General features: G+C 51.9%; 22 protein-coding genes. 14 read left to right on the forward strand and 8 right to left on the reverse strand.

Annotation, left to right across the window (positions count from 1 at the left end; all coding sequences use genetic code 11):
- Window positions 1–36 precede the first annotated feature (36 nt).
- The 5 genes from QU597_RS04440 to qoxA form a co-directional block, all read right to left on the reverse strand.
- Window positions 37–1,629: a stalk domain-containing protein gene (locus tag QU597_RS04440; protein ID WP_310831551.1), complete on the reverse strand. Its 1,593-nt coding sequence runs from the start codon at window positions 1,627–1,629 to the stop codon at window positions 37–39.
- A 245-nt stretch (window positions 1,630–1,874) separates the two neighbouring features.
- On the reverse strand, window positions 1,875–2,168 hold the full coding sequence (gene qoxD, locus QU597_RS04445; RefSeq protein WP_054938939.1) for a cytochrome aa3 quinol oxidase subunit IV: 294 nt from the start codon (window positions 2,166–2,168) through the stop codon (window positions 1,875–1,877).
- A 1-nt stretch (window position 2,169) separates the two neighbouring features.
- A complete protein-coding gene (gene qoxC / locus QU597_RS04450; RefSeq protein ID WP_310831552.1) occupies window positions 2,170–2,766 on the reverse strand; it encodes a cytochrome aa3 quinol oxidase subunit III in 597 nt (198 codons plus the stop codon).
- The gene (qoxB, locus tag QU597_RS04455; RefSeq protein ID WP_310831553.1) at window positions 2,763–4,706 is read right to left on the reverse strand and encodes a cytochrome aa3 quinol oxidase subunit I; all 1,944 of its coding nucleotides are present in this window, start codon (window positions 4,704–4,706) and stop codon (window positions 2,763–2,765) included. Before qoxB ends, qoxC begins: the two co-directional genes overlap by 4 nt.
- A 36-nt stretch (window positions 4,707–4,742) precedes the next feature.
- Complete coding sequence (qoxA, locus tag QU597_RS04460) at window positions 4,743–5,750, reverse strand: cytochrome aa3 quinol oxidase subunit II (protein WP_310831554.1); 1,008 nt, start codon at window positions 5,748–5,750, stop codon at window positions 4,743–4,745.
- Window positions 5,751–6,271: 521 nt separating this feature from the next.
- On the opposite strand from qoxA, the gene QU597_RS04465 reads away from it, so the two are divergent.
- Window positions 6,272–7,402 carry a polysaccharide deacetylase family protein gene (locus tag QU597_RS04465; protein WP_310833224.1) on the forward strand — a complete coding sequence of 377 codons (1,131 nt, stop codon included), beginning with the start codon at window positions 6,272–6,274 and terminating at the stop codon, window positions 7,400–7,402.
- Window positions 7,403–7,527: 125 nt separating this feature from the next.
- Here QU597_RS04465 and QU597_RS04470 read toward each other — a convergent pair whose 3' ends face one another.
- Window positions 7,528–8,145 carry a TetR/AcrR family transcriptional regulator gene (locus tag QU597_RS04470; RefSeq protein ID WP_310831555.1) on the reverse strand — a complete coding sequence of 206 codons (618 nt, stop codon included), beginning with the start codon at window positions 8,143–8,145 and terminating at the stop codon, window positions 7,528–7,530.
- A gap of 165 nt (window positions 8,146–8,310) precedes the next feature.
- Here QU597_RS04470 and QU597_RS04475 point away from each other — a divergent pair, with 165 nt between their 5' ends.
- The 11 genes from QU597_RS04475 (at window position 8,311) to QU597_RS04525 (ending at window position 20,980) form a co-directional block, all read left to right on the forward strand.
- A complete protein-coding gene (locus tag QU597_RS04475) occupies window positions 8,311–9,996 on the forward strand; it encodes an MFS transporter (protein ID WP_310833225.1) in 1,686 nt (561 codons plus the stop codon).
- 76 nt (window positions 9,997–10,072) lie between these two features.
- Entirely contained in the window at window positions 10,073–11,197 is a 1,125-nt protein-coding gene (gene aguA / locus QU597_RS04480; RefSeq protein WP_310831556.1) for an agmatine deiminase, read from the forward strand.
- 136 nt (window positions 11,198–11,333) lie between these two features.
- Window positions 11,334–11,720 carry a GntR family transcriptional regulator gene (locus tag QU597_RS04485; RefSeq protein ID WP_310831557.1) on the forward strand — a complete coding sequence of 129 codons (387 nt, stop codon included), beginning with the start codon at window positions 11,334–11,336 and terminating at the stop codon, window positions 11,718–11,720.
- Complete coding sequence (locus tag QU597_RS04490) at window positions 11,713–12,615, forward strand: ABC transporter ATP-binding protein (RefSeq protein WP_310831558.1); 903 nt, start codon at window positions 11,713–11,715, stop codon at window positions 12,613–12,615. Before QU597_RS04485 ends, QU597_RS04490 begins: the two co-directional genes overlap by 8 nt.
- Complete coding sequence (locus QU597_RS04495) at window positions 12,590–14,596, forward strand: DUF6449 domain-containing protein (RefSeq protein WP_310831559.1); 2,007 nt, start codon at window positions 12,590–12,592, stop codon at window positions 14,594–14,596. Before QU597_RS04490 ends, QU597_RS04495 begins: the two co-directional genes overlap by 26 nt.
- Window positions 14,597–14,716: 120 nt before the next feature.
- A complete protein-coding gene (locus QU597_RS04500; RefSeq protein WP_310831560.1) occupies window positions 14,717–14,848 on the forward strand; it encodes a hypothetical protein in 132 nt (43 codons plus the stop codon).
- Window positions 14,849–14,959: 111 nt separating this feature from the next.
- A complete protein-coding gene (locus tag QU597_RS04505; protein WP_310833226.1) occupies window positions 14,960–15,775 on the forward strand; it encodes a nucleotidyltransferase domain-containing protein in 816 nt (271 codons plus the stop codon).
- 28 nt (window positions 15,776–15,803) lie between these two features.
- Window positions 15,804–17,243, forward strand: coding sequence for a 3' terminal RNA ribose 2'-O-methyltransferase Hen1 (locus QU597_RS04510; RefSeq protein WP_310831561.1), 1,440 nt, complete (start codon window positions 15,804–15,806; stop codon window positions 17,241–17,243).
- Window positions 17,240–19,855, forward strand: a complete 2,616-nt coding sequence (locus QU597_RS04515; RefSeq protein WP_310831562.1) for a polynucleotide kinase-phosphatase — start codon at window positions 17,240–17,242, stop codon at window positions 19,853–19,855. The genes QU597_RS04510 and QU597_RS04515 overlap by 4 nt, the downstream gene beginning before the upstream one ends.
- Window positions 19,856–19,878: 23 nt before the next feature.
- On the forward strand, window positions 19,879–20,442 hold the full coding sequence (locus QU597_RS04520; protein ID WP_310831563.1) for an RNA 2'-phosphotransferase: 564 nt from the start codon (window positions 19,879–19,881) through the stop codon (window positions 20,440–20,442).
- A 22-nt stretch (window positions 20,443–20,464) separates the two neighbouring features.
- The gene (locus QU597_RS04525) at window positions 20,465–20,980 is read left to right on the forward strand and encodes a mismatch-specific DNA-glycosylase (RefSeq protein WP_310831564.1); all 516 of its coding nucleotides are present in this window, start codon (window positions 20,465–20,467) and stop codon (window positions 20,978–20,980) included.
- A 95-nt stretch (window positions 20,981–21,075) separates the two neighbouring features.
- Here the strand turns inward: QU597_RS04525 and QU597_RS04530 are convergent, their stop codons facing one another.
- Window positions 21,076–22,041 carry an MraY family glycosyltransferase gene (locus tag QU597_RS04530; protein ID WP_054941937.1) on the reverse strand — a complete coding sequence of 322 codons (966 nt, stop codon included), beginning with the start codon at window positions 22,039–22,041 and terminating at the stop codon, window positions 21,076–21,078.
- 90 nt (window positions 22,042–22,131) lie between these two features.
- On the opposite strand from QU597_RS04530, the gene QU597_RS04535 reads away from it, so the two are divergent.
- Both QU597_RS04535 and QU597_RS04540 read left to right on the forward strand, forming a co-directional pair.
- Window positions 22,132–22,818 (forward strand): YjjG family noncanonical pyrimidine nucleotidase, encoded by a 687-nt coding sequence (locus QU597_RS04535; protein ID WP_310831565.1) that lies wholly within the window; start codon window positions 22,132–22,134, stop codon window positions 22,816–22,818.
- 121 nt (window positions 22,819–22,939) lie between these two features.
- Entirely contained in the window at window positions 22,940–23,605 is a 666-nt protein-coding gene (locus QU597_RS04540) for a hypothetical protein (protein ID WP_310831566.1), read from the forward strand.
- A 101-nt stretch (window positions 23,606–23,706) separates the two neighbouring features.
- Here QU597_RS04540 and QU597_RS04545 read toward each other — a convergent pair whose 3' ends face one another.
- A complete protein-coding gene (locus QU597_RS04545) occupies window positions 23,707–24,690 on the reverse strand; it encodes a ring-cleaving dioxygenase (protein WP_310831567.1) in 984 nt (327 codons plus the stop codon).
- Between the last annotated feature and the right edge of the window lie 89 nt (window positions 24,691–24,779).

Below are 24,779 nucleotides of genomic sequence, written 5' to 3' on the forward strand. Positions count from 1 at the left end.
GATTCCAGGGTCTTGTTTGTTATGTTGCAGCAAAGATTAGTTAACTGCCGGAGTCAACAGGCCGCCGTTGGCCAGATAGTAGGTCTGGCCGCCAAGCCAGCTGTTGGCGCTTGCGGAAGCATCATAATAAATGTCGTATCCGTTATCCTTGATATTGGAGAAGTCGGTAACGCTGCTGATCAGCGCACTTAAGTAGGAGTCGCCAGTGACATTCCAGGTGCTGTTAGCATCCAGTGTGAGCGAAGCAAACTTCGCCGTATTCGCATTATCAATCGCACCGCTCAGGGAGCTACCGTTCGATAGAACTACCGCAACGCTGCTGATGCTGTCAGCGGTCACATCACCGGTCAGCGGCTGGGCATTGGCATTCAGCGTCACGCTTGCGCCGTTTGCGCCGGGGGTGCCCCATTGATCTGCAGCTGCATTCAGTAGGATTCCTGAGGCAGCGGTTAAACCTGCATTCTTCAAGTTAATCACAGCCTCGGTATTGGTAGCATAGAACAATGGTCCGGCATAAGCAGCAAGCGAGCCGCCAGTCATATTGAAGGTGCTGGTACCGACCTCGGCATCACCGGAGAGGCTCTGATAGAGCATTACGCCGCTCTTTTTAGCTCCCGACAGGTTGGTATTGTTCAAGGTGATGGAATTTTTGCCTTCAATTACGGCTGCCTCTGATCCGGTTGCGGTGAGCAAAGCATTGGTAACTGTAATGTTGCCGGTAGAGTAAATCCCTGGGGAGTCGGTGCCGGTTGTATTCATGGTGCCTCCGGTAACATTGACTGTTCCATTGCCGCGGTCTGTAGCGATGCTGGCAGAGTGTATGCCCGATGTAGTGATATTGGTGTTCGTAGCATTAACTGTACCGGAATAGGTTGCATCCAGTCCCCGTGAAGAATCAGCAGTGGTGTTGATCGTTACGCCGGATACATTGACCGTGGAGCCTGCACCCGTTGCAAATACGGCATTTGAACCGGTGGCTGCTGTTGAAATCGTGGAATCATTCAGCGTAATGGTGCTGCCTGCAGTTGCCAGGAGTGCTGCGTTCAGTCCGTAAAAGTTGCTGTTGTCCTCGGAGGAAGTATTCCCCGTCTTGTTCAGGGTCACACCGTTTAGGGTCAAGCTGCCGCTGTCCGTTACTTTAACGGCCGAGGCACCCATCGCTGTGGCGGAAATGGTATCGCCTGTTTTGGCTGCTGTACTGCCGCTTAGCAAATAGGTTGCACTGCCGAGGCTGCTGGCATCAACCGTGCTGTCTGTACTGCTGCCTGTACCCGTTGGAGGTGTTCCTTCAGGCGGAGTGCCTGTCTTACCGTCTGTAGACACGGATTCACCGCTGGAAGTCAGGCTGACCGTTTTCGTGGTCTTGTCATAGCTCGCGCTCAATCCGACGGCTTCGGATATGGCTCTTGCCGGCAGATAGACAGTGCCGTTATAGATGAAAGGCTCTACCGTTGCACCCGTAGCATCCTTAAGGGCGGTTTCCTGGCCGTTCAGCTTCACGATAATATCATCATAGGTAACGGCGATCTGTTTTTGAATCGTGTCGGCGTAAGCGGACATGGACATAGCCAGTGAGGCGGTTACTGCGGCTCCAACGACAAAACCCTTTATCGTGCTTTTTTTACTCATTCTCAATCTCATCCTTTACAAGTGGTATTGGTACTGCTATGTAGAACCCTATTTCTGTGCTGTGAATGTCTACATTGTAGAACCTTAAACTGAAAGGGATCTGAGACTGCGCTGAATGTTGGTTGAATATGGGCTGAATGTTTGTTGAAAATGAAGGAAACTGCGCTAGAGCACAAAAAAGCAGCCCGCTCCGGTCAAATTACCGGAAGCGGGCCGCTTAATGGAAGAAAGATCGTATGCCTGTCTTAGGAATACCAGCCCCATACGAAGATGAAGAGGGTACCGAAGATGGTTACCAGCCCTACGAACAAGGCATAAGCAATGTTGAGATAAAGTTCTTTTTTGGTATCTGCCGATTCCCCGATGTGCATGAACACAAAGAGCTGCAGGGATGCCTGGATAAGCGCAGTGATGAGCAGAACCGTCATATTAGCCGTTTGGGAGAGGTCTCCATAGATCACGATCAGCGCTGCGGCAGAAAGGACCAGAGAGGCCAGATAACCCATAACATGGCGAATTGGAAACAGTTGCTTTATCATATCACATCAGTCCTTTCAGGTAGACAAAGCTGAAGATAAAGATCCAGACAACGTCTAAGAAATGCCAGAACAGTGAGAAGATAAAGGCTTTATTGGCAGTAGCCGGAGTAATTCCCTGCCGCCACAGCTGGATCATGATCCCTGCTCCCCACAGGAAGCCGAAGCTGACGTGGGCACCGTGGGTTCCGAGCAGTACGAAGAGACTGGACAGGAAACCGCTGGTCTGGAGTGTGGCGCCTTCATGGACATAGGTGAAGAATTCATCGATCTCAATGCCGATAAAGCCAAGACCCATCAGGAGCGTGATGCCCATAAAGAACATCATTGCTTTCTTGTAGCCGTGCCGCATAGCATGAATGGCGAGGCCGATTGTGAACGAGCTTGTAAGCAGCAGGAAGGTTTCAATCAGCACCGGGCCGATTTCAAACAGCTCTTTGCCGCTTGGACCGTTGGCAAAGCGGTTAACCATTACGAAGTATACGGTAAACAGTGTAGCGAAGAGCGGTATTTCAGCCCCGAGAAAAACCCAAAAGCCGAAGATTTTATTACTGTTCTCTTCTGTTGAATATTCCAGCGGCTTGGACGCATCTATTTTCATACAGTCTCACCCCGCAATTTCTTTTCAGTAGCAATAACTTCTTCAGCCGGTACGTAGAAGCCGTGATCCCGGTCAAAGGACATTGCCGCCAGCATAATGATTACGCCGACTCCGGCAACGATCGCTGGAATCCACATGCTGAATACGAGGAAGAAGCCCAGGAAGAAGAAGATGACACCCAGGATAAACGGCTTCCCGGTATTGTTCGGCAAGTGAATCTTAGTGATTTTATCCTCGAACAGCGGCACATTATCCTGCTTGGCTGCCCAGAAGGCATCGCGGGTTTTTACGTTTGGCACTATTGCGAAGTTGTAAGCCGGAATCGGACTTGGTGTAGCCCATTCCAGGGTACGTCCATCCCAAGGATCGCTTGTTGTATCTCTTGGCATGTAGCGTGTACTCCAGTAAATGTTGTAGACCAGGATAACAAAGCCGATTGCGAGACCTACTGCTCCGGCGAAGGACAGCATATTCAGCGGACCGAAGCCACTCTCCTCTGAATAGGTGTACATACGGCGGGTCATTCCCATCAGTCCCAGGAAGAAGAGCGGGAAGAAGGTCACGTTAAAGGAAATAATAATCCACCAGAAAGCATGTTTGCCCAGGCGTTCATTAAGACGGAAGCCGAATACTTTCGGGAACCAGTAATGGAACCCGGCGATAACCGCAAACACTGCGCCTGGAATCAGAACGTAGTGGAAATGGGCTACCAGGAACATGGTATTGTGATACTGGTAATCCGCACTGGCCATCGCCAGCATAACGCCGGTTACCCCGCCGATTGTGAAGATCGGAATGAAGGCCAGGGTGTATAACATCGGTGTCGTGAAGGTGATTCGCCCTTTACGCAGGGTGAACAGCCAGTTGAATATTTTGACCCCGGTTGGTACGGCAATCGCCATCGTAGTGATGGAGAAGAAGCTGTTGACCATAACGCCTTGACCCATGGTGTAGAAATGGTGAGCCCAAACCAGGAAGGACAAAAGCGAGATGATGACCATACTGAATACCATTGAGGTATAGCCGTACAGGTTCTTTTTGGAGAAGGTGGCGATAATTTCACTGTAAATCCCGAATGCCGGCAAAATTACAATGTAAACCTCCGGATGTCCCCAAACCCAGAACAGGTTAGCCCAGAGCATATCCATCCCGCCGTTGGCCATCGTGAAGAATTGTGAGCCGAACAGACGGTCAAACATCATCAGGGCAAGTGCTACGGTCAGCACCGGGAAGGCGAAGACGATAATGACGTTGGTGATCAGTACGGACCAGGTGAACATCGGCATTTTCATCAGCGTCATGCCTGGTGCGCGCATTTTGAGAATGGTAACAATGAAGTTAACCCCTGTAATCAGTGTTCCGATACCGGAAATCTGTAGTGCAAGGGAGTAGTAGTTGTTACCAACAGTCGGGCTGAATTCCAGACTCGCCAGCGGGAAGTACGCGGACCAGCCTGCATCCGGTGATCCCCCGATAACGAAGGAAATGTTAAGCAGCATGGCTCCCATGAAGAACAGCCAGAAGCTGACAGCGTTGAGGCGCGGAAAAGCAACGTCTCTTGCGCCGATTTGCAGCGGAATGATTACGTTCATCAGACCGATGATAAAAGGCATGGCCATGAAGAGGATCATAATCAGGCCGTGGGTGGTAAATACCTCGTTATAATGCTGCGCATCGAGGAATTTCATTTCCGGTGCTGCGGTTTGCAGACGCATCATCATCGCGTCCACGCCGCCTCGGAACAGCATCAGAAGTGCTGCGAGAATATACATGACCCCGATTTTCTTGTGATCCACGGTAGTAAGCCATTCACGCCACAGGTATCCCCATTTCTTAAAATAGGTCAACCCGACGAGAATCCCGATGGTAGCGAGTGCGATACTGACCATGGCTCCGTAAATCAAGGGTTCGCCGTGAACCTTAAATTTGTCTAAATCCATTAGGGTGGCTCCTTTCAGGTTGTTGCTATTGCATCATTAGTTCGTAGTTTCTTCAACAGGCGAACTTGGCAGCGGTTCATCGACTTCCGGATTAGGCACACTGTCAAACTCTGTCTGGCTGGATGGTTCCGGAGAAGGATGGATTTCCTTGTTGTCCTCATGTTCCGTACCGCCGTTCTCCATATCCATTTCCGAGCCGTTTCCGCTCATATGCTCGCTATGGTCACCCGGAGGAGGACTGAACGTCAGATGCGTAGAGGAGTAGGTTTTGCGTCCAAGTACTTCGGCGGCAAGCAGACCTTTGAATTCCTCTTCGGTAAGCGCAGGTGCAGTTTCTTTAACTTCCTTCACCCAATCCTGGTAATCTTTATCGGTCATTACCAGAGTCTCGAATTCCATATGGGCAAAGCCCTTACCGCTGAAGTTCGAGTTCTTTCCGATATAAGAGCCCACAGTATCGGCCGAGAGGTTAAGCTCGGTAAGCATATCGCTCATTGCGTATTTTTGACCGGCAAGCTGGGGAACCCAGAAGCTCGTGATTGTCCCGAAGGAGTACAGTCTGAATTCTACCGCACGGTGAACGGGAATGTTGACGTAGTTAACTGTTTCAATGCCTTCCTCAGGATAGCTGAAATGCCATTTCCAGTTGGATGACGAAGCATAAATGACCAGCGGATCCTGATCCTTGTACTCAGAGGCGACATTCTCGACCGCATGAGTGGACTTAACAGTCACAACGGACAGAAAGGCTACGATGATGATCGGGATGATAATCCAGATAGCCTCAAGAACCTTGTTGCCCTCCTCATGTTCAGGAATGTACCCTTCATTGCTCTTCTTTGCCCGGTATTTCACCAGGACGAAGATATATAAGATGTAGACAACTGCGAGGACACCGGCCATCACCAGAATGGAGAGGATGATCGTGTCAGATAAAGTTCGGGCAGCCGGCCCCTTCGGATTCAGTACGGAAAGCGAACTGCATCCCGGCAGAATAAAGAGCAGGCTTAGAAACAAAGCGTATAACGGTCCCTTTTTTTTCATATAGAACTCCTTCCTTCAATACTTCTTTTCATTAGCCGTTCGATGGCTGGCAAAGCTTAACCTGTATCTATAGTAAGAATTACTTACCCTAATTGCAAAATACATATTTTAACATAATATCTATTATCGACCTTAATAATGGCGATAAAGTTAAATATCTGTGATCAATTTGTTACAAGTGCGGTTAGGTATGACAAAGATCACTGTAGCAACGGGCTTTAAGCTGATTTTAAGGAAGTTCAAAATTTGTTCAAACATTCACAAATGTTGCTAATTTCGTCACAATTATAATGTGTAAAAAGGATGCCTTTTAACCGCTTTTTTTGTTGATGTGACAGCATTCGACGAATTATTAGGAAACTCTGCCTTTTTGAATGAGAAGGGCTTGCTATGTCTTATATCACAGTCCGAAAAAGTAACAATAATTTATGGATTGGGTTACAATCTCTCAAATTACGTTATATCTATGTATGATAGAGTTAGAGGTAAATATACATAGATTGGAGATTCTGCTCGTGCCTATGAAAAAAGTAATGGCTTTATTGATGACATTATTCTTATGTTTTGGGATTCTGCAAACCACAGCTAAGGCTGCGGGGGCAGGTTCAGTCTTGAAGCTGGGAGTCAACGATACCTTGACTGAAATCGAAGCTGTATCCGTCAAAGACACTTATTATGTTCCGCTCCGTGCGCTGTCAGCAGAACTGAAATGGACCATTACCGGTCTGCAGGAAGGAATTGCAGTTGCGGCCGGAGATCATTCGGTTCAGCTGCTTAACAATGACGGGGGACTTCAGCTTCCGGACGGAACCGTTGCTGCGATGAGCACCTTCCTGCAGGACGGCAAGCTGATGGTGCCTCTGCGGATCAGCACCTACCTCGGGTATAGCTTAACCTTTCAGCCGGATAAATATTTACTTCGGGTACGGGATGCTGCGGCGCTGCTGAGCGACGAGGAATACTTTGTTCAATATAAAGACAAGCTGAAACCGCAGGCCGCCAGCGGAACTGCTTCTGCTGGTACGTCAGAGGCCAAGGGGCGGACCCTGTATCTTACGTTTGATGACGGACCGTCGGCAACGACCTCTGAGCTGCTGGGTATACTGGATAAATATGATGCGAAGGCGACCTTCTTTATGCTGGGGCTGAACATGAACCGTTATCCTTCCCAGGTGAAACAGATTGTGAAGGCGGGCTACGGGCTTGGACTGCACGGAATGACTCACCGTAAGGAGGAATTTTATGCATCTCCGGCTGCTGCACTGGCTGAGATGGCGGGAGACAATGCGGTGCTGAAGAAGATCAGCGGAGCGGAAACGTCACTGATCCGGCCGCCATACGGAAGCAAACCCTATTTCACACAAGCCTTCAGGGACAAGGTGTTGACCCAGGGTTATCATTTATGGGACTGGAATGTCGACTCGGAAGACTGGAAGTACAAGGAAGACAGCGGCAAAATCTATGCTTCCGTCATGAGCCAGGTGCACAAACTGCAGAAATCGCAGACGAATCCGGTCATATTGATGCATGACCAGAAGGCGACGCTTAAAGTGCTGCCGCGTCTTTTGGAGACCTTCAAGAAGGAAGGATACAGCTTTGCGATTATCACTAAGGATATTAAACCGCTGAATTTCTGGAAGGATGAGCGTTAATCAGGAAGCAGCAGTGGAAACAGCGGCTGGCGGAAGTAATTCTGCCGGCCGCTGTTTTTTTGCGGAGAAAGGTTAAGACCCTTACGGCCATCCCATAATGGAACAATCTCAAGTTAATCTATATATCAGCCATACAGATACTTAACGAGCATATTGACGAGCTCTGTCTTCAGACGCTCAGGCGAAACCCGGTGCGGAGAGAAGGCGATTACATCCACAATGGCGCTTACGGACTCGAATACAAGGATGGCTGCCGCTTCCAGGTCGGTAACCTTCAGCTCATCCATCCCCATCTGGAGATACTGCAGCGTTCTGACGCGGCCCACTTCATACTGTGCGTCCATCTGCCGCTTAATATCTTCATCGCTGAGATACATGATCGACAGCTCTTTGTGGAAACCGGTATAGACCTCATGTGACAACAGGAGGCTGTCCACGAGATGTGTGAGCAGAGTGTGTTTGTCCATATTGTGGAAATTAATTTCAGCCATGGAAGCATCAATCCGTTCCAGTAAAACCTCGCTATACCCCGTTAGCACTTCCATAAATACAGCCCGCTTATCAATGAAGTAAGAATAAAAACTGCCTGTAGATACTCCTGCCGCGGCGGCTATTTGCTTGGTATTGGTCTGGTGGTAACCCTTCTCTGAAAAAAGCTTCATAGCGGCTTGAATGATCGCCTGTTTGGTTCTGATGCTGCGGTCCTGCTGCGGTGTTCTGATCTTATCTTCCGTATCACCCATGTGTTAAGGTCCCCCTTATATACCCGATTGTAGAGGAGAGCATTTTTACTGTCAATAAAAGATGAACTAAAGTTCATTTTAAATATTGACAAACATGAACTATGGTTCATATAATCTAAAATATGAACTATAGTTCAGATTATAAAGGGAGTGATGAGGTTGAGTATGCGTGTGCGGCGGATTTTTTCTTTTACTGCAATTGTCCTCGGTTTTTTTATGGCACTGCTGGATACCACGATTATTAATATTGCCTTACCGGAGATGACGCGTCATTTCGGGGGAACCGTTTCGCAAATTTCCTGGATAATGAACGGGTACAATCTGGCGTTTGCCGTGTTTATTCTGACGGCATCACGGCTGGCTGACCAATTCGGGCGTAAGCGGGTATTTTTGATCGGTGTTTTGCTGTTCACGGTTACTTCATTGCTTGCCGGTCTGGCTCCCTCACTGGGAATTCTGATCCTGCTTCGTGTTCTCCAGGGCCTGGCGGGGGCGGTTATTGTTCCTGTTACCATCCCGCTGACCACGACTACTTTCCCCAAAGAAATGCATGGCCTAATTATCGGCATCTGGGGAGCTGTGTCGGGTGTTGCTGCTGCAAGCGGTCCGGCACTTGGCGGCATAATCACCCAGCAGCTCAACTGGCAGTGGATCTTTTTTGTCAACGTCCCGCTTGGAGTGCTGAGCCTTGTGCTGACAGCGCTGTTCATCAAGGAATCCCGCGATGACTCTGCGGGCAGGTCCATCGATTATGGCGGAACACTGGGAATCACCGGAGCGATGTTCTTCATCACCTATGCGTTAATCAAAGTCCAGAGCTATGGCTGGAATTCCCGGGTAATTCTGCTGCTGCTGGCACTGGGTATAGTGTTCCTGATATTCTTTTTCTTCTCACAGCGGAAAGGAAGGGAGCCGATGCTGCCGCTCTCGCTGCTGCGGATCCGCACCTTTAACGGTGCATCGCTGACTATGATTATCGTAGGGGCGGCGCTGATGAATATCTCGCTGCTGACCAGCTTCTTCCTGACCAGGATGATGGGAATGACGGAGCTGAAAGCGGGTCTTGTTCTCTCAATGATTGCAGTGGGCTCCATTGCCAGCTCGGCCATATCCGGGCCGCTATCCGCTAAATACGGGAGCCACCTGTTCGCTGCGGGGGGTGTGCTCTTGATGGCTGGTGCCGCCTATTCCTTAAGCGGACTGCAGGCAGATTCGGCGCTGGCCGATGTATTGGTCCGCTTAGTCGCCATGGGACTGGGAACTGGCCTTACGATGGCGCCCGTGATGTCTTCCGCAGTCCGGAACGTTCCTGAAGAAAAGGTGGGAATTGCTTCGGGCGTCACGAATATGAGCAAGGCGCTGGGCAGTGTAATCGGCGTAGCAATTATCGTAACAGTGCTGCAGCAGCAAACGGACAATAACCTGCACACAGCCGGGAGCCGTGCGGTGCAGACGGTGCAGGAGGATCAGGTGCTGCAGCCGTTTATTAAACCGGTGCTGATTGCCGCAGTTACCTCGCTCGGGCAAGGAAAACAAGCCACAGACGGGAAGGCGGACGGCGATGAAGTATTCACGGATGTGATGGCGAAGACCAGGCTTGCCGCTGCCACGCTGAGTCCTGCGGAACAGCAGGCATTTGCGGCGGACAGCGGGAATCAGTTCCGCGAAGCCGGGCAGCTGCTGTCACAAGCTGCAGCAGGTTTGCAGGGGGCGGCTGTTGATGCCTTCAGCCGGACGTTTGTTTTTGCAAGTCTGCTGATGCTTCCCGGGATTCTCTTTGCGCTGCTAAGCGACAAGCGGCCGAAGAGGCAGAAGGAGACCGTGCTTGAGGCGGAAAGCTCTGCTATTTGAGCCGTATACACCAGTAGCAGCAGCCTGTTTATCCGCATAGAATTCTATTAGGATTCTATAGCCGGGGTGAATACGGATGCCACACACAATAGGAAGATCGCCGAGAGAAGACGGTTATCGTATGCCGGGTGAATATGAGCCTCATGCCGGCACCTGGATGCTCTGGCCTACCCGCACCGACACTTGGAGGCTGGGGGCTAAGCCGGCACAGGATGCTTTTGTAGCCGTAGCTGCGGCAATTGCCGAATTTGAGCCGGTAACGATAGGCGTTGTCTCCGGCCAGTATGAGCATGTACGCTCACGGATGCCGGAGTCCGTCCGGGTAGTTGAGATTTCTTCCAATGATGCCTGGATGCGGGATATCGGCCCGACCTTTGTCGTGAACCGGGAGGGTGGCGTAAGGGGAATTGACTGGGGTTTTAACGCTTGGGGCGGACTAAACGGAGGGCTGTATTTCCCGTGGGATCAGGACCTGCTGGTGAAACAAAAAGTGCTGGAGATCGAGCGTCTGGACCGCTATGATCTTCAGCATTTTATTTTGGAGGGCGGATCGGTTCATGTGGACGGGGAAGGTACGCTTATCACTACAGAGCAGTGTCTGCTGCACAAAAACCGCAACCCGCAGCTGACGAAATCGCAGATCGAAGCTGTGCTGCGTAATTCCCTGAATATCGACAAAATTATCTGGCTCCCGCGCGGCATGGTTCATGATGAAACCGATGGGCATATCGATGAGGTTGCGGCGTTTGTGAGACCTGGCGTCGTTGTCATGAGCTGGACGGACAACCGGCGGGATCCGCAGTATGAGGTGCTGAATGAGGCCTATAAACACTTGAGCCGGGCAACGGACGCACAGGGACGCAGGCTTGAAATCCATAAGCTGCACCTCCCGCAGCCCCTGGCAATTACCGGTGAGGAAGCAGGCCGGATTGACCGGGCCAGTCATAGCTATAACCGCAGAGCGGGAACCCTTTTAGCCGCCACCTATGTAAATTTCTATATCTGCAACGGGGGAGTCATTATGCCCGGCTTCGGGGACAGCAATGACGCCGGGGCTTATTCCATGCTTAGCAGGCTGTTTCCGGAGCGGAAGGTCGTGCAGATTAATACAAGGGAAATCGCCCTCGGCGGCGGCAATATTCACTGCATTACCCAGCAGCAGCCCAAAGGGCAGCGGATTAAATATAACCTGGCCCGATAATAGGCTACCGAAACGGCTCTCCGGCAAAGGAGGAAGGCCGTTTCTTTATGTTGACAATAGCATCTAACTGTACTAATAATAGTAGTACAGTTAATACACCTGAGAGAACTGCTATGCAATGGAAAGGAGGATGCTTATGTTCGAACTGGACGTTCGCAGCCGCAAGCCGATTTACGAGCAGCTGACGGGTAAGATCAAAGAGATGATTATGCATGGGATTCTCCGGGCGGATGAACAGCTTCCGTCGGTAAGAACGTTATCTTCACAGCTAACAGTCAATCCGAATACGATTCAGAAGGCTTACCGGGAGCTGGAGCGTGAAGAGTATATCTATTCTCTGCCGGGCAAGGGAAGCTTCGTGGCTCCGCTGCGGCAGGAACGGAATGAGAGCAAGAGGGCGGAGCTGCGCGGGGAGCTGCTGCGGCTGATGGCGGAGGCCGTATATCTTGGATTCACCGAAAATGAGATCAGCACATTGTACCGTCAGGTTCTGGAGCAGAGAGAGGGGGAGAAGCATGATTGAAATCCGCGGGGTAAGCAAGATTTTTCAAGGGGAAAAGGCCGTTGACGGCATCTCACTGACTGTACATAAAGGGGCAATCTATGGATTGCTCGGTTCGAACGGTGCAGGTAAAACGACACTGCTAAAGACGCTCGCCGGTATTTACAGGCCCGAGCAAGGAACGGTTACGATCGGAGGCAAGCCGGTGTTTGAGGCGCCGGAAGTGAAGCAGCGGATTATTTTCATGCCGGACAGCCCGTATTTTTTCCCGCAGGCGTCGATACGGAGCATGGCTGCCTTTTATCGGTCGGTCTATCCATCATGGAGCGAGGAGCGTTTCAAGGAACTAGCTGCCGTATTTCGGCTGGATCAGGGGCGGAAGCTCAGCAGATTCTCTAAAGGAATGCAGCGGCAGGCGGCTTTTTGGCTTGCACTGAGCTGTGCGCCGGAAGTGCTGATTATGGATGAGCCGATTGACGGGCTTGATCCGGTCATGCGGCGGCAGATCAAGAATCTGCTATTCCAGGAAGTGGCCGAGCGCGGCCTGACTGTACTGATCTCCTCGCATAACCTGCGAGAAATAGAGGATTTATGTGATCATGTCGGCATTATGCATGGCGGTAAAATGCTGGTCGAGAAGGATCTGGATGATCTGAAGGCGGACACGCATAAAATTCAGGTGGCTTTCCGTGATGAACGCCACGCCGGCGCACTTACCGCCAAGCTGCAGATTCTCCATCAGGAGCAGCGGGGCAGCGTTAACCTGTATATCGTAAAAGGCGACCGTGAGCGGATCTCCCGGGCGTTTCATGTCTATGAGCCGTATGTGTTTGATCTGCTGCCGCTGACGCTGGAAGAAATCTTTATTTATGAAATGGGGGATGCCGGTTATGACGCGCAGCCGATTCTTCTTTAACAGCAGCGTGATCCGCCAGAATTTGCGCCAGCACGGCTGGATCGGAATTATATATACCCTTGCTCTTCTCTTCGCACTGCCGCTGCAGATGTTCATGAACGGTGACCCGAATGCCAAGCCGCAGACTGTACAGAATCTGTTCTTCGTCGGCGGAGAGATTCAGATGCTGTTCGCCGTTACGGTTCCTGTAGCTGCCGGTTTATTCCTGTTCCGTTATCTGCAGGCCAAAATGCCGTCTGATCTGTGGCACAGCCTGCCGCTGCGCCGGGAGCATCTGCTGGTGTCCCATACGGTGAGCGGTCTGATTCTGCTGATGGTTCCCATCTGGCTGACGGGTGCTGTTGCCGCCATGGTGCAGCCGCTGGACAGTAATATGTACATTTATACTGGATCGGATGCCTTGGAATGGTGCCTGACGCTTAGTATCCTTACACTGTTCCTGTTTATCTTCAGCATGTTTGTCGGCATCTGTACCGGACAAACCGTACTTCAGGGGGCGGTTACCTACATCCTTCTGCTTCTGCCTGTCATGCTGCTCCAATTGGTCAATGAACATTTCGGGATGTACCTGTATGGTTATCCCAGATGGTTTGGGATAAGAGCGCATATCGAAGTATGGTCGCCTATACTGCATATGGTCTATGTGAATACCAATGCCTTCAGCGCCGGTGATCTGTGGATGTATTCGGCCTTGTCTGTCCTGTTGTTTGCGCTGTCTATTCTGCTGTACCGCAGACGCCACGGGGAAAAGGCAGGCCAGGCGATAGCCTTTACGTATTTCAATCCGCTGTTCAAAGCGGGGGTCATGTTCTGTGCAATGCTGATCTCCGGAACCTATTTCGCCCAGCTTAAGCAGCTGCAGCTTGGCTGGATTATCGCGGGCAACCTGGCCGGAGCGCTGATCGGCTACATTGCGGCGGAGATGATCATCCGTAAAACCTGGCAGATTCTAACCCGCCGGGTGCCGCTGGAATTTGCCGGTTATGCATTGCTGCTGGGTCTGCTGCTGTATATTCCGGTCTCCGGAATCTCAGGCTATGAGAACCGGGTGCCGGCGCTTGATAAGATTGAAGGTGTTTATGCCGGAAGTGATTATGCGTCTAATGATGCGTATTGGAATAGCTCCAATCCGAGTATCAGCAAGGATGATCCGTTCACTGAGGACCGGGACTATGTCGAGGCTGTCCGCAAGCTTCATCTTGCCGTGGCTACTGCACGGCCGGAGGTTCCGGCAGGTAATTCATACTCGGATTACCGGCAATTCTATCTGTCCTACCGGCTTGATAACGGGCGGATTGTACAGCGTTCCTACATGATTCCCACTGCCGGGTTTGAACCGGAACTCAAGGCCGTGATGGAGAGTGAGGGATACAAGCGCAAAGCCTATATGCTGTCCCGGCTTGAGGGGGACATCGAAGGTTTCCGCTTGGATAACTATAATAAAGCGCTTAGCCTCTCGGACCCGCAGGAGGTTAAGGAGTTTAAAGAAATCCTGAAACGTGAAATTCTGAATATGACCTATGAGGACCAGAACCAGCGGCTTCTCCGGCCGGCATATGCTTCGATCCAAATCATGAGTAAGCCGGATGCCACCGGATATCAGCTCTATTACGCTTACGAATGGCAGTCCTCCTTCAAGGAGCTGGGGGCATGGCTGGAGCAGAAGGGTTACGCCGATAGAATCCGCACTAAGCCTGGTGATATAGCATCTGCCGAGATTATTCTGGATAATTACAATGACAGTCTTCCAGTTGCTGAGCGATATGACCCTGAGCGCCATCTGCAGCTGGCCCGCAGCGAGAAACGTTCGGCTGTGATCCACGAGGCTGTGCCAATTGCCGATATCCTGGAGCATCAGCGCTATTATTCAGCGAAGACTGGTGATTACCTGGTGAAGCTGGTCTATAAAGAGGGCAGAACGGATTATATGACGCTGCGTGAACAAGACTTAACGCCAGCAGTTAAAGCCATCCTGCCTTAGCTCAGGAATACACTAGCGCAGCCGGCTGCTCTAATGAAGGTTGACAGAAACTGGACTATTGCTTTATGCTTTTGGGAAATGATGACAACAAAACAATAAACTTTTAGGAGGTCAGAACAGATGAATTATATGGAGAAGCATTTCAACCCGGAGAATACCAATTCCAATCTCCATCTGATTCAATCTGTCCAACTGTCCTCCCTGGTTCATAGCGTAGTCTCAGCAGCAGTATATTTATCGCCGGCAGGGTAGTTTAGCGTCGGCAATACGTAGCTGGAAGTCTGCTATAGACGGAGCGGGGCCATGGATGATGGAATCCATGGCCTTTTTTTATTGTTTTGGAGCTGAAGGGAGTGTTGAATGATGTCTGAAATTCATAAAGAGATTGTGCGCCAGCTGCGTTCGATTGAAGCGGAAGAGGATGTGCGTATTCTGTATGCCTGTGAGTCGGGCAGCCGGGCCTGGGGCTTTCCGTCCAAGGACAGCGATTACGATGTCCGGTTCCTGTACTTGCGCCGGCCGGAGGCTTATCTGTCGATCTTTGAGCCGAGAGATGTGATTGAACGGCCGATCAGCGACCTGCTGGATATTAACGGCTGGGATTTGAAGAAGGGGCTGACGCTGTTCCGCAAATCCAATCCGCCGCTGCTGGAGTGGCTGCAGTCCGGTATCCGTTATGAGGAAAACTACACGGTGGCAGAGAGCATCCGCAAGCTTTCGCCGCTGGGCTTCTCGCCTAAGTCGTGCATCTATCACTATCTGAACATGGCGCGGGGCAACTATCGTACCTATCTGCAGGGCAGCGAGGTCAAAATCAAAAAATATTTCTATGTGCTCCGTCCGCTGCTGGCCTGTGCCTGGATTGAGAAATACAATGAGGTTCCGCCATTGGAATTTTCCGTACTGGTAGAGGAGCTGATTCCGGCTGGCACCCTCCTGAGAGAGACTGTGAACAACCTGCTGATCCGCAAAATGTCCGGCGATGAACTGAACCTGGAGCCGCGCCTTGATGTGATAAATACATATCTGGAGCAGCAAATCGCCTATTTTGAAGAGGTGGCTTCCCGGTTTGGTCCGGGGGACGGCGTATCGGATGAAGTGCTGGATGAGCTGTTCCGCGCGGCGCTGGCAGAGGTATGGGGAGAAGATAGCTTATGGACCGCAGGTGTAAGCCGGTGAAGCGGCAATTAAGGGAGGAAAGAAACCGATGCACTTAATAATCAGAGCGACTGGAACGGGAGCAGGCATGCTTTCCCATTTGCTCGCCAAAAATCCCAACAACCTGTATGACCGGACTGAAAAAGAGGCCAGAGTACGCATTGTGTTCACCGTTTCCTCGGAGGAAGAGACGGAGGCAGTTATCTATGTGACACCCGATCCTATCGAACTCGTAAAAGGCGATTCCTCGGCACACAATGATATTACACAATATATTAACGACCGCGAATTTGTAACGAGCAGCCTGTTCTGTTCTTATATCCGTCCGGCGCTCGGCACTGCCTTGAACGGCAAACCCAAAGAAGCTTATATGCCCTGGGTCGGGAAGCCGCTTAAGCTCGAGTTGACTTTTGGCCCTGTTGCCTCCAACCTGCCAGACCGGACGCTTGAAGAGCTGTTTACTGCGCTTGGCTATGAAGTGCAGCTGGAACGGGGCGATGCAGAGTATTCTTTTGCACTCAAAACACGAAGCTCTGCCCGATACATTAAGCTGGCAGGAGAACAGACGCTTCAGACCGCGCTTCAGCAGTTGTTTGTGCTGATTCCTGCACTTGATGATTATAAGCATTATTACATCAGCGATGATGAGGTAGACAAAATCCGGCGGTATGGCGCGGGCTGGCTGGAGGAGCATCCGCAGCGCAGTCTGATTCTAAAGCGTACGCTGCGTTTTGCCGGAGCGATCAAGCAATACGAAGCAATGGCTGCAAAAGAAAAACGGAGCACAGCAGAGAATTCCGTAGATTCGGAGGATGTGCCAGCAGCAGTGACTGTATCCGGTGAATCCGCCGTTACGGAAATGCAGGAGGAGCCAAAGATTCGCCTCAATGATCTGCGCTATGCGGCCATTGCGGCAGCGGTCGAGGAGCTATACGCCAAGGCTACTATCGTTGATTTCGGCTCTGGGGAAGGCAAGCTTTCGGCGAAGCTCAGCAGTGTGCCGGGCGTCCGTGAGATCAAAGCGGTAGAGCCTTCTGCTGCGTCGCAGCTGCGGGCGATGGACCGTTTTGCCAAGCTGGCAGACAAGCCGGGGATCATCGTACCAGATCCGGTGACCGGCTCATTGTTTTATTTTGACGAGTCGCTGCGCGGCAAGGATGTCATGATTCTCTGTGAGGTCATTGAGCATATAGACGAATACCGGCTGGCCCGGGTAATGGAGAATATTTTTGCTGAATATGCCCCGAAAACGCTGATTGTGACGACACCGAACAAGGATTATAACGCTGTGTATGAAATGGAGCAGGAAGAGTTGCGCCATGGCGATCACCGTTTTGAATGGGGGCGGAAGGCCTTCTCCGTCTGGTGTGCGCGCTGGACAGAGACGTTTGATTACACGGCTGAGCTGACTGGGATCGGGGAAGGGTCCGTGGAATTTGGCTACCCGACGCAGATGGCTATTTTTACGAAAGGGGAACACCTGCAATGACGGATAAAATAGAAGGGCAGCGGATCATTCCGTTTCCACATGGCGGAATCGTTGTGCTGGTGGGGCCTTCAAACAGTGGTAAAACCACTCTGCTCCGCAGGCTGGTGGATGAAGGGGTGCTGCTGGGCACTGAGATTGTGTCTTCGGATGATTTCCGTACTCTGGTTGGAGATATCGAGTTTCTGGATTGGAAGGGACGCCCCCGGGAAGAGGCTGATATTATCTATAACGATTATCAGCTGTTGTCGAACTTGGCTTTTGAGGCGATGAACACGGTGGTGGCGATGCGCAGCAGGCTGGGCAAGCTAACAGTAGTGGATGCCACGCATCTGCAGCCGGAATACCGCCGGAAATATATTGAGCTGGCAGCAGAATATGATGTACCATGTGCTGCCTGGGTGCTGGATGTGCCGGAGCAGACACTACTAGCGCGGGATAAAACGCGGGAACAGCCGCGCGGTAAACAGCGGGTCAAGAGTCAGTACAGCCAGTTCAAACGTTCTCTGCGCGGAGTACGGGACGAAGGCTTTGAGTTCACTTATGTACTGAAGGAACCGGAAGCTGTGCAGTTCATCCGCAAGGTAAATCCGCTGCTGGCCGAGATCGGCGTGGGGATCGATGTGATCGGCGATATCCATGGCTGCTATGATGAAATGCTCGAACTGCTCGGGGAGCTGGGCTATGCTGCGGATGAGGAAGGGCTGTACAGACATCCTGAAGGCAGAACGCTGATCTCCGTCGGTGATGTAATGAGCCGAGGGCCGAAATCGCTCGACACGATGAGATTCTGGAAAAAGCACTGCGAGGCTGGAATTGCCCGGATGACGGACAGCAACCACGGCTGGAAAATCGCCCGTTACCTCAGCGGACGCAAGGTGACCTTGAGTCATGGTGACGAGCATATCGCTGCCGAATTGGAGCAGTATGCACAGGAAGCCGGTGAAGATGCCGCAGCGTTGTTAAAAGAAGAATTGAAGCAATTTCTCTTGTCTGCGCCAAATCATCTGGTTATGTGCCGGGACGGAGTGCGGCGGGTTGTCATTACCCATGCCGGAATCCGGGACGGGTATATCGGCAAGCAATCGGCGCGGATTCAGGATTTCTGCCGCTATGGTGATACGGATGGATTTGATGGCAAGGGTTCGCCAGTACGCAAGGAATGGTACACCGGGCATGAATCCGGTGAACTGATCATCTGGGGGCATGATCCGCGGCCTTACCCGACGGTAGTGAAGAATACGGTCAACATTGACCAGGGAGCAGTATTTGGCGGCTCGCTTACTGGCTACCGCTACCCTGAACAGCAGTTCGTCAGCGTCCGAGCCCACCGCGATTATGCCCGGGACCCGGACAGTCCGCTCATCCGCTGGGAGCGCGGACGTTTCTCTCCGCCTAATCTGCGCAAGTTCGTGGAAGGCTACTCCGTCATGACGGACGCCTATGGTGAAATCTCTGTACGCGGAGATTACGTGAAGGCTGCGATCGATAGTGTCTCCCACTTCACTATTCCGCTGGAGGAGTTGGTGTACATTCCGCCGACCATGAGTCCTACTCCATCTGTATCTGCGGATGAGGCGTACCTTGAGCATCCTCAGGAGGCATTTAATTACTTCCGCTCCCAAGGGGTAACAACAATGGTTGCCGAGAAAAAACATATGGGCAGCCGGGCTGTTCTGCTGCTGTTCCGTGATGAGGAGGCCGCTGTGTCGTTTGTCGGCAGGCCTACGCTCGGTACCATTTATAGCCGCACGGGCCGCGCCTTCTTCGACAAGGAAACCGAGGCGCAGGTGCTCGCTAAATTGAATGCTGATCTGTTGCAGGCTGATTATTTTGCCAAATACAACACAGAGCTGCTTTTGCTGGATGCTGAGATTATTCCGTGGAACCTGAAGGCGCGTGAGCTTATTGCTACCCAGTATGCCCACGTTGCCGAATCGGCCATAATGGACCGAGAAAAGCTGCTGGAGAAGCTGCGGCAGGCTGAAGCTGCGGGGCGGGACGTAACAGACTGGTTGCAGGAGATGGAGGAGAAGCTGCGGAATGCCCATGTCTTCCGCGAGGCTTTTCAGCAGTACTGTTGGGATGTTAGCGGGATCGAAGGCATCCGGATTGCGCCGTTCCATACGCTGGCCCACAGCGGTCAGAGTTTTTTTGATCATACTCATGTCTGGCATATGGAGCACGGCCGTGAACTTGCGGGTCTGTCACCTCTGTTCATGGAGACGGAATACCGGGTAATTACAAGCCAGGCCGACGAAGCGGATTTGATCAAGTGGTGGCAGGAAATGACGGAAGAAGGGCATGAGGGGATTGTCATCAAGCCCGAAACTTTTATCGCCCGCAACGGCAAAGCACTGATTCAGCCAGCCATCAAGGTCAGAGGCCGGAAGTACCTTCATATCATATACGGGATCGATTATTTGCATTCGAATAATTTGAGCCGGCTGAAGCTGCGCAAGACCGGCAAGAAAGAGCGCCATGCCCTGATGGAATGTGCGCTCAGCGCCGAATCGGTGAACCGGTTCATCCGTAAGGAGCCGCTTGAACGTGTTCACGAATGCGTACTGGCAGCCTTGTCTCTGGAGTCAGAGCCGGTTGATCCGCGGCTGTAATACGAAAGAGGTGAGTTTCACAGATGTTGAATTCTGATGCTGAGGTTTTACTCAGCAAATTTATGACTAAGCTGCTGCGGCATACGCCGGAGCAGTACGGATTAATTTTAGACCCGGAGGACGGGTCATGCCTGCTGGAAGAACTGCTTGAGGTCATTACAGCAGCGCCTAATTGGTCAGGCATCACGGAGGCAGATATCCGACAGACGGTAGAAGGCAGTACGAAGCAGCGCTTCGCCATTGAAGGCGAGCGCATCAAAGCAAGATACGGACACAGCCATACCAAGGTTGACTATAAACCGGGGCAGCCTCCGGGCATGCTCTATCACGGAACCCATGAGCCTGCCTTATCAGCTATTCTTAAGGAGGGCCTGAAGCCGATGGGTCGGCAGTATGTCCATTTGTCAGAGGGGCTGCAATTTGCCAGTCTGGCCGGCAGCCGCCGGGGGAAGCTTGTGATTCTTACGGTAGACACGGTTAAGGCTGCGGCTTCCGGTGTAACCTTCTATTATGCGGGCAATGAAGTGTGGTTGGCGGAGCAGGTTCCCGCGGACTGTATGGCTGTACTGGAAGAGCCAGAAGTATAACTAGAAGAGCGGAGGGCTGTTCATGGAGGAAGTGCCGGATCACCTGGATCACGGTCTGCAGATTGTCTTTATCGGCTTTAACCCGAGCATCCGCTCAGGGGAACTGGGGCATCATTATGCGAACCCGCGCAACAACTTTTGGAGGATTCTCCACCAGTCAGGTCTGACGCCGCGCCTGTACGAGGCCTCCGAGGATGGAGAGCTGCTGAAGCTGGGGTATGGTTTTACGAACATTGTCGCCCGTCCAACGGTAGGTGCGGAGGATATTACCCGTGAAGAATATGCTGCAGGGAGGGAGCTGCTGAGAACCAAGCTGGCCCTGTACCGGCCGGAAATTGCCTGTTTTGTAGGCAAAGGCGTCTACACTGAATTCAGCCGCAGAACCAAGGTGCAGTGGGGCTTTCAGCAGGAAGCGCCGGTAGTTGACGGTGTACGCGAGTTCGTTGCCCCGTCCTCCAGCGGCCTGGTCCGTATGCCGATGCCGGAGATCGTGGATATTTACCGCAAACTATATGACTTTACCCATGAGGGTGTTTAAATTAGACGCCAGGTTCATGGCAAAAGAAAAACACCCTTGCCGGCAAGGGTGTTTTTACATATTACCGGCTGCCGAAATACCGGCATGCTTGAATATCAGGTTTCGATCAACAGCAGGATGATCGAGGACAGCGACAGACAGACACTGACCAGATACAGGACGGCAACAACCTGCTTCTGGTTCAGTCCGGCTTTGAGCAGCCGGTAGTGTACCTGGCTGGCATCGGCCTGATAGATTGCTTTGCCTTGAATGAACCGTTTGATTACGACAAAAATATTGTCGAAGATCGGCACGCCCATCGCCAGAATCGGGATGAACAACGACAGCACTGTGGCCTGCTTGAAGGCTCCATCCAGGGCGATTACCGCCAGGATAAAGCCGAGAAAGGTAGCGCCGGCGTCGCCCATGAAGATTTTGGCAGGTGCTTTGTTGAAGCGTAAGTAAGCAAGAGTAACACCGACCAGAGAAATGGCCATGATGGCGGATGCGGACTGGCCCTTCATGAGTGCGACAATGAACAGCGTGATTGCTGAGATTGCCGTAAGTCCTCCCGCCAGGCCGTCCATGCCGTCGGAGAAATTAATAACCGTAGTGACACCGAAGATCCAGACGATCGTCAGTACGAACTGCAGAATGAACGGCAGGGAAATGTAGTCCCCGGAGAACGGGTTGATGAACCCGGTAAAAGCATTGCCGGACAGGAACACAAGAATTGCCGCCGCAATCTGTACAATAAACTTGGGGAGCGCCGGGAAATCCTTGCCTTTTGTCTTGTACCAGTCATCAATAGTACCTATAGTGAGCAGAAGCACCCCGCCGATGAAAAGGGCGAGCGTCTCCAGCGAGAAATCCCGGGCAAACAGCAGGTATGTAATGAAAAAACCGATAAATATCGCATAGCTGGCTGTCAGAGGAATAGGCTCCCTATGGATTTTACGTTCGACATCCTGCCGGGGCCTGTCCACAAAATCAAGCCGGAACGCAAGCTTGCCTAGCGGAGGGATGAGCAGGTAAACGATGAAAAATGACACCAGGAACGATAAAACGTATAAAATGACAATCACCACCGTTGATTTTTTTAAACAGGTCTGTCTAAATTATATCGCAGAGCATGTTATCTTGTCGATTGGACGTAAATTTGGAGGCGAATCATGAAATACGATGTGATTTTATTTGATGCGGACGATACCCTGTTTGATTATGGAATGGCAGAGGGGCAGGCTTTCATGAATGTGTTTGCCCATTTCGGGCTGCCGACCGGAGCCGAGGAGTATGCGGCCAGCTACCAGACCATCAACCGGGCGCTGTGGGCGGATCTGGAAGCAGGGCGCGTTACTTCCGCTGCACTGCGGGTGGAACGGTTTAACCGGCTGTTTGCCGCCCATCAGCTCGATCTGAACCCGGAGGAATTCAGCCAGGCCTATCTGCGGTTTCTGGGGGAAGGCACGTTTCTGATTCAAGGAGCAATAGAGCTGTGCCGGGAGCTGGCGGAATGCAGACTGGCGATTATTACGAACGGGTTCAAGGATGTGCAGCTGTCCAGAATTCAGGGATCGCCGCTTGCGGACACTTTTGAGCAGATTATTATTTCGGAGGAAGCGGGTTATCAAAAGCCGGCTGCCGGCATTTTCGACTATGCTTTTGAAAAGCTGGGAATTACGGATAAGCACAGGGTGCTGATTGTCGGGGACTCGCTGACCTCGGATATCCAGGGGGGGATCAACTACGGTATCGATACCTGCTGGTTCAATCCGCTGGGGAAGGCTAACGGTGCAGGGATTATGCCGACCTATGAAATCCGTGAGCTGGCTGCACTGCTGGAGATTGTCCGTGAATAGCAAGCGGACCCTCTAGGGCGTTTTTCCGTTAGAAAAAGGTTGGCGGGGTTCTTCTGGTGGTAAATATATGAAGACGCAACATTCATTTCTACATCATTCTAATACACGGGAGAGGATAGCTATGAATTTGAATAAAAAATGGCTGATTGCCGCGGTCGTTACAGGCATGGCGGTGACCGGCTCAGCAGGGGTCTATGCCGGAGCCAAATTACAGCAGATCAAAGCTTATTTAAACCACAGCATTGGAGTGGTCGTTGACGGTACGCCCTACTGGCTCAAGGACGGCAACGGCAAAACCTTAACGCCGATTACCTACGAAGGTCTTACGTATCTGCCAATCCGCTCGGTTGCAGATGCCCTGGATGTGCCTATCACGTATGATTCCGTAAATTATAAAGTCAGAATTGGCAGCGGTGCGGACACGGCTCAAACGCCGGGAACTTCCGGAAGCACTCCGGTGGAGAGCACGTTGCGGCCGGTCAACCTGCCGAAGGATTTCCCGATCCCGGGAGATGCCATCATTGCGACTACAGTAGATACGGATGCGGACGGAGTGAAGAAGGCTGCGTTCAGCTATTCAACGCAGGAATCGCTGGATACAATGGGCTTCGTGTACAGTGAGTATGTCCGGATAAAACGGCTGGAGAATGCTTCCCAGACTGTGACTTCAACAACGGTCAAAATTACCGGCCTTCTGGGCGGCACAAGTCCGGTCTCGATTACAGGCAAGCCGTCCACCGCCCGTCCCGGCTTCACTATTTTTACGATCACCTGGTCAGAGAGCTGATCTTAATTTCGCCTGCGGAATAGGAAATAACATACCAACAGCTGCGTTCCAGGGCCGGAACGCAGCTGTTTGTGTTGCTGTTACAAGAGGCAGGCCGGGACTCAAGCCTGCTGACGGGTATCCAGCGGCTTGAGATGGGCTTCGATCTGGGCGCGTTTGTCTTCCAGAAACGGCGGAAGAGCGAGAGATTCGCCGAGATGCTCCATAGGCTCGTCGGTGGCAAACCCGGGTCCGTCCGTAGCCAGCTCGAACAAAATGCCGTTGGGTTCGCGGAAGTACAGGGAACGGAAATAGAAACGGTCAACGAAGCCGGAATTGGGCAGCTGAACGGTGCGGATGCGCTCGATCCACAGCTTGAGTTCCTCCTCATTGTCGACCCGGAAGGCGACATGATGCACGCCGCCCCGGCCAAGCCGCTCCTGCGGAAGATCGGTGCGCTCTTCCAGATGCACTTCAGCACCGGAGCCGCCTTCGCCGGTTTCGAATACCACGACATCCGGCTGTCCGGCTACGGTTGATGGATAGCTTCCTTTGCGGCGGAAGCCCAAGAGATCCTCCAGAATGAGCGCGGTATGTTCTGCATTTTCAACGGTGAGATGAGCGGGGCCGAGCCCGGTAATGCCGTATTCGGCTGGTACGGGGCTGCCCGCCCATGGCTTGCCTCCGGCAACGCCCTGATTGTTCTGATCGGATACGAGCAGGAACCGCTGTCCTTCATGATCACGGAAGCCCAGCGTTTGGCGGCCTCCACGTTCAGTGATGGTCTCATGCTCTACGTTAAGGTCTGTAAACCGCTGCTTCCAATAGTCCAGTGCCTGATCATCCGGCACGCGCAGCGACAGTGCGGAGATGCTGTTGTTGCCGTCACGGTTGCGTCCGGCGTTCGGAAGCTCGAAGAAGGTCAGCTCTGTGCCGGGATTGCCTGCTTCGTCGCCGTAGAACAGGTGATAGACAGAGATGTCATCCTGATTGACTGTTTTTTTGATCAGCCGCAGTCCAAGCACTTCAGTGTAAAATTTGTAATTCTCCGGCGCTTTGGCTGTAATCGCAGATACGTGGTGAAGGCCTTTTAATGTTAAACTCATGGTGTACCCTCCTTGAAAGTGTATTTACAAATAATAATGTATGGAAAGATAGGAATGAGTCAGTTACTGGTCCAACGGAAGTTTAGTGA

Source organism: Paenibacillus pedocola, assembly GCF_031599675.1.
GTDB classification, from domain to species: Bacteria; Bacillota; Bacilli; order Paenibacillales; family Paenibacillaceae; genus Paenibacillus_AQ; species Paenibacillus_AQ pedocola.

What these genes read in the sequence shown, in the direction of transcription:
- QU597_RS04440 (WP_310831551.1), bottom strand. Translation starts at nt 1,629, where the DNA reads ATGAGTAAAAAAAGCACGATAAAGGGTTTTGTCGTTGGAGCCGCAGTA.
- qoxD (WP_054938939.1), bottom strand. Translation starts at nt 2,168, where the DNA reads ATGATAAAGCAACTGTTTCCAATTCGCCATGTTATGGGTTATCTGGCC.
- qoxC (WP_310831552.1), bottom strand. Translation starts at nt 2,766, where the DNA reads ATGAAAATAGATGCGTCCAAGCCGCTGGAATATTCAACAGAAGAGAAC.
- qoxB (WP_310831553.1), bottom strand. Translation starts at nt 4,706, where the DNA reads ATGGATTTAGACAAATTTAAGGTTCACGGCGAACCCTTGATTTACGGA.
- qoxA (WP_310831554.1), bottom strand. Translation starts at nt 5,750, where the DNA reads ATGAAAAAAAAGGGACCGTTATACGCTTTGTTTCTAAGCCTGCTCTTT.
- QU597_RS04465 (WP_310833224.1), top strand. Translation starts at nt 6,272, where the DNA reads ATGAAAAAAGTAATGGCTTTATTGATGACATTATTCTTATGTTTTGGG.
- QU597_RS04470 (WP_310831555.1), bottom strand. Translation starts at nt 8,145, where the DNA reads ATGGGTGATACGGAAGATAAGATCAGAACACCGCAGCAGGACCGCAGC.
- QU597_RS04475 (WP_310833225.1), top strand. Translation starts at nt 8,311, where the DNA reads ATGCGTGTGCGGCGGATTTTTTCTTTTACTGCAATTGTCCTCGGTTTT.
- aguA (WP_310831556.1), top strand. Translation starts at nt 10,073, where the DNA reads ATGCCACACACAATAGGAAGATCGCCGAGAGAAGACGGTTATCGTATG.
- QU597_RS04485 (WP_310831557.1), top strand. Translation starts at nt 11,334, where the DNA reads ATGTTCGAACTGGACGTTCGCAGCCGCAAGCCGATTTACGAGCAGCTG.
- QU597_RS04490 (WP_310831558.1), top strand. Translation starts at nt 11,713, where the DNA reads ATGATTGAAATCCGCGGGGTAAGCAAGATTTTTCAAGGGGAAAAGGCC.
- QU597_RS04495 (WP_310831559.1), top strand. Translation starts at nt 12,590, where the DNA reads ATGACGCGCAGCCGATTCTTCTTTAACAGCAGCGTGATCCGCCAGAAT.
- QU597_RS04500 (WP_310831560.1), top strand. Translation starts at nt 14,717, where the DNA reads ATGAATTATATGGAGAAGCATTTCAACCCGGAGAATACCAATTCCAAT.
- QU597_RS04505 (WP_310833226.1), top strand. Translation starts at nt 14,960, where the DNA reads ATGTCTGAAATTCATAAAGAGATTGTGCGCCAGCTGCGTTCGATTGAA.
- QU597_RS04510 (WP_310831561.1), top strand. Translation starts at nt 15,804, where the DNA reads ATGCACTTAATAATCAGAGCGACTGGAACGGGAGCAGGCATGCTTTCC.
- QU597_RS04515 (WP_310831562.1), top strand. Translation starts at nt 17,240, where the DNA reads ATGACGGATAAAATAGAAGGGCAGCGGATCATTCCGTTTCCACATGGC.
- QU597_RS04520 (WP_310831563.1), top strand. Translation starts at nt 19,879, where the DNA reads ATGTTGAATTCTGATGCTGAGGTTTTACTCAGCAAATTTATGACTAAG.
- QU597_RS04525 (WP_310831564.1), top strand. Translation starts at nt 20,465, where the DNA reads ATGGAGGAAGTGCCGGATCACCTGGATCACGGTCTGCAGATTGTCTTT.
- QU597_RS04535 (WP_310831565.1), top strand. Translation starts at nt 22,132, where the DNA reads ATGAAATACGATGTGATTTTATTTGATGCGGACGATACCCTGTTTGAT.
- QU597_RS04540 (WP_310831566.1), top strand. Translation starts at nt 22,940, where the DNA reads ATGAATTTGAATAAAAAATGGCTGATTGCCGCGGTCGTTACAGGCATG.
- QU597_RS04545 (WP_310831567.1), bottom strand. Translation starts at nt 24,690, where the DNA reads ATGAGTTTAACATTAAAAGGCCTTCACCACGTATCTGCGATTACAGCC.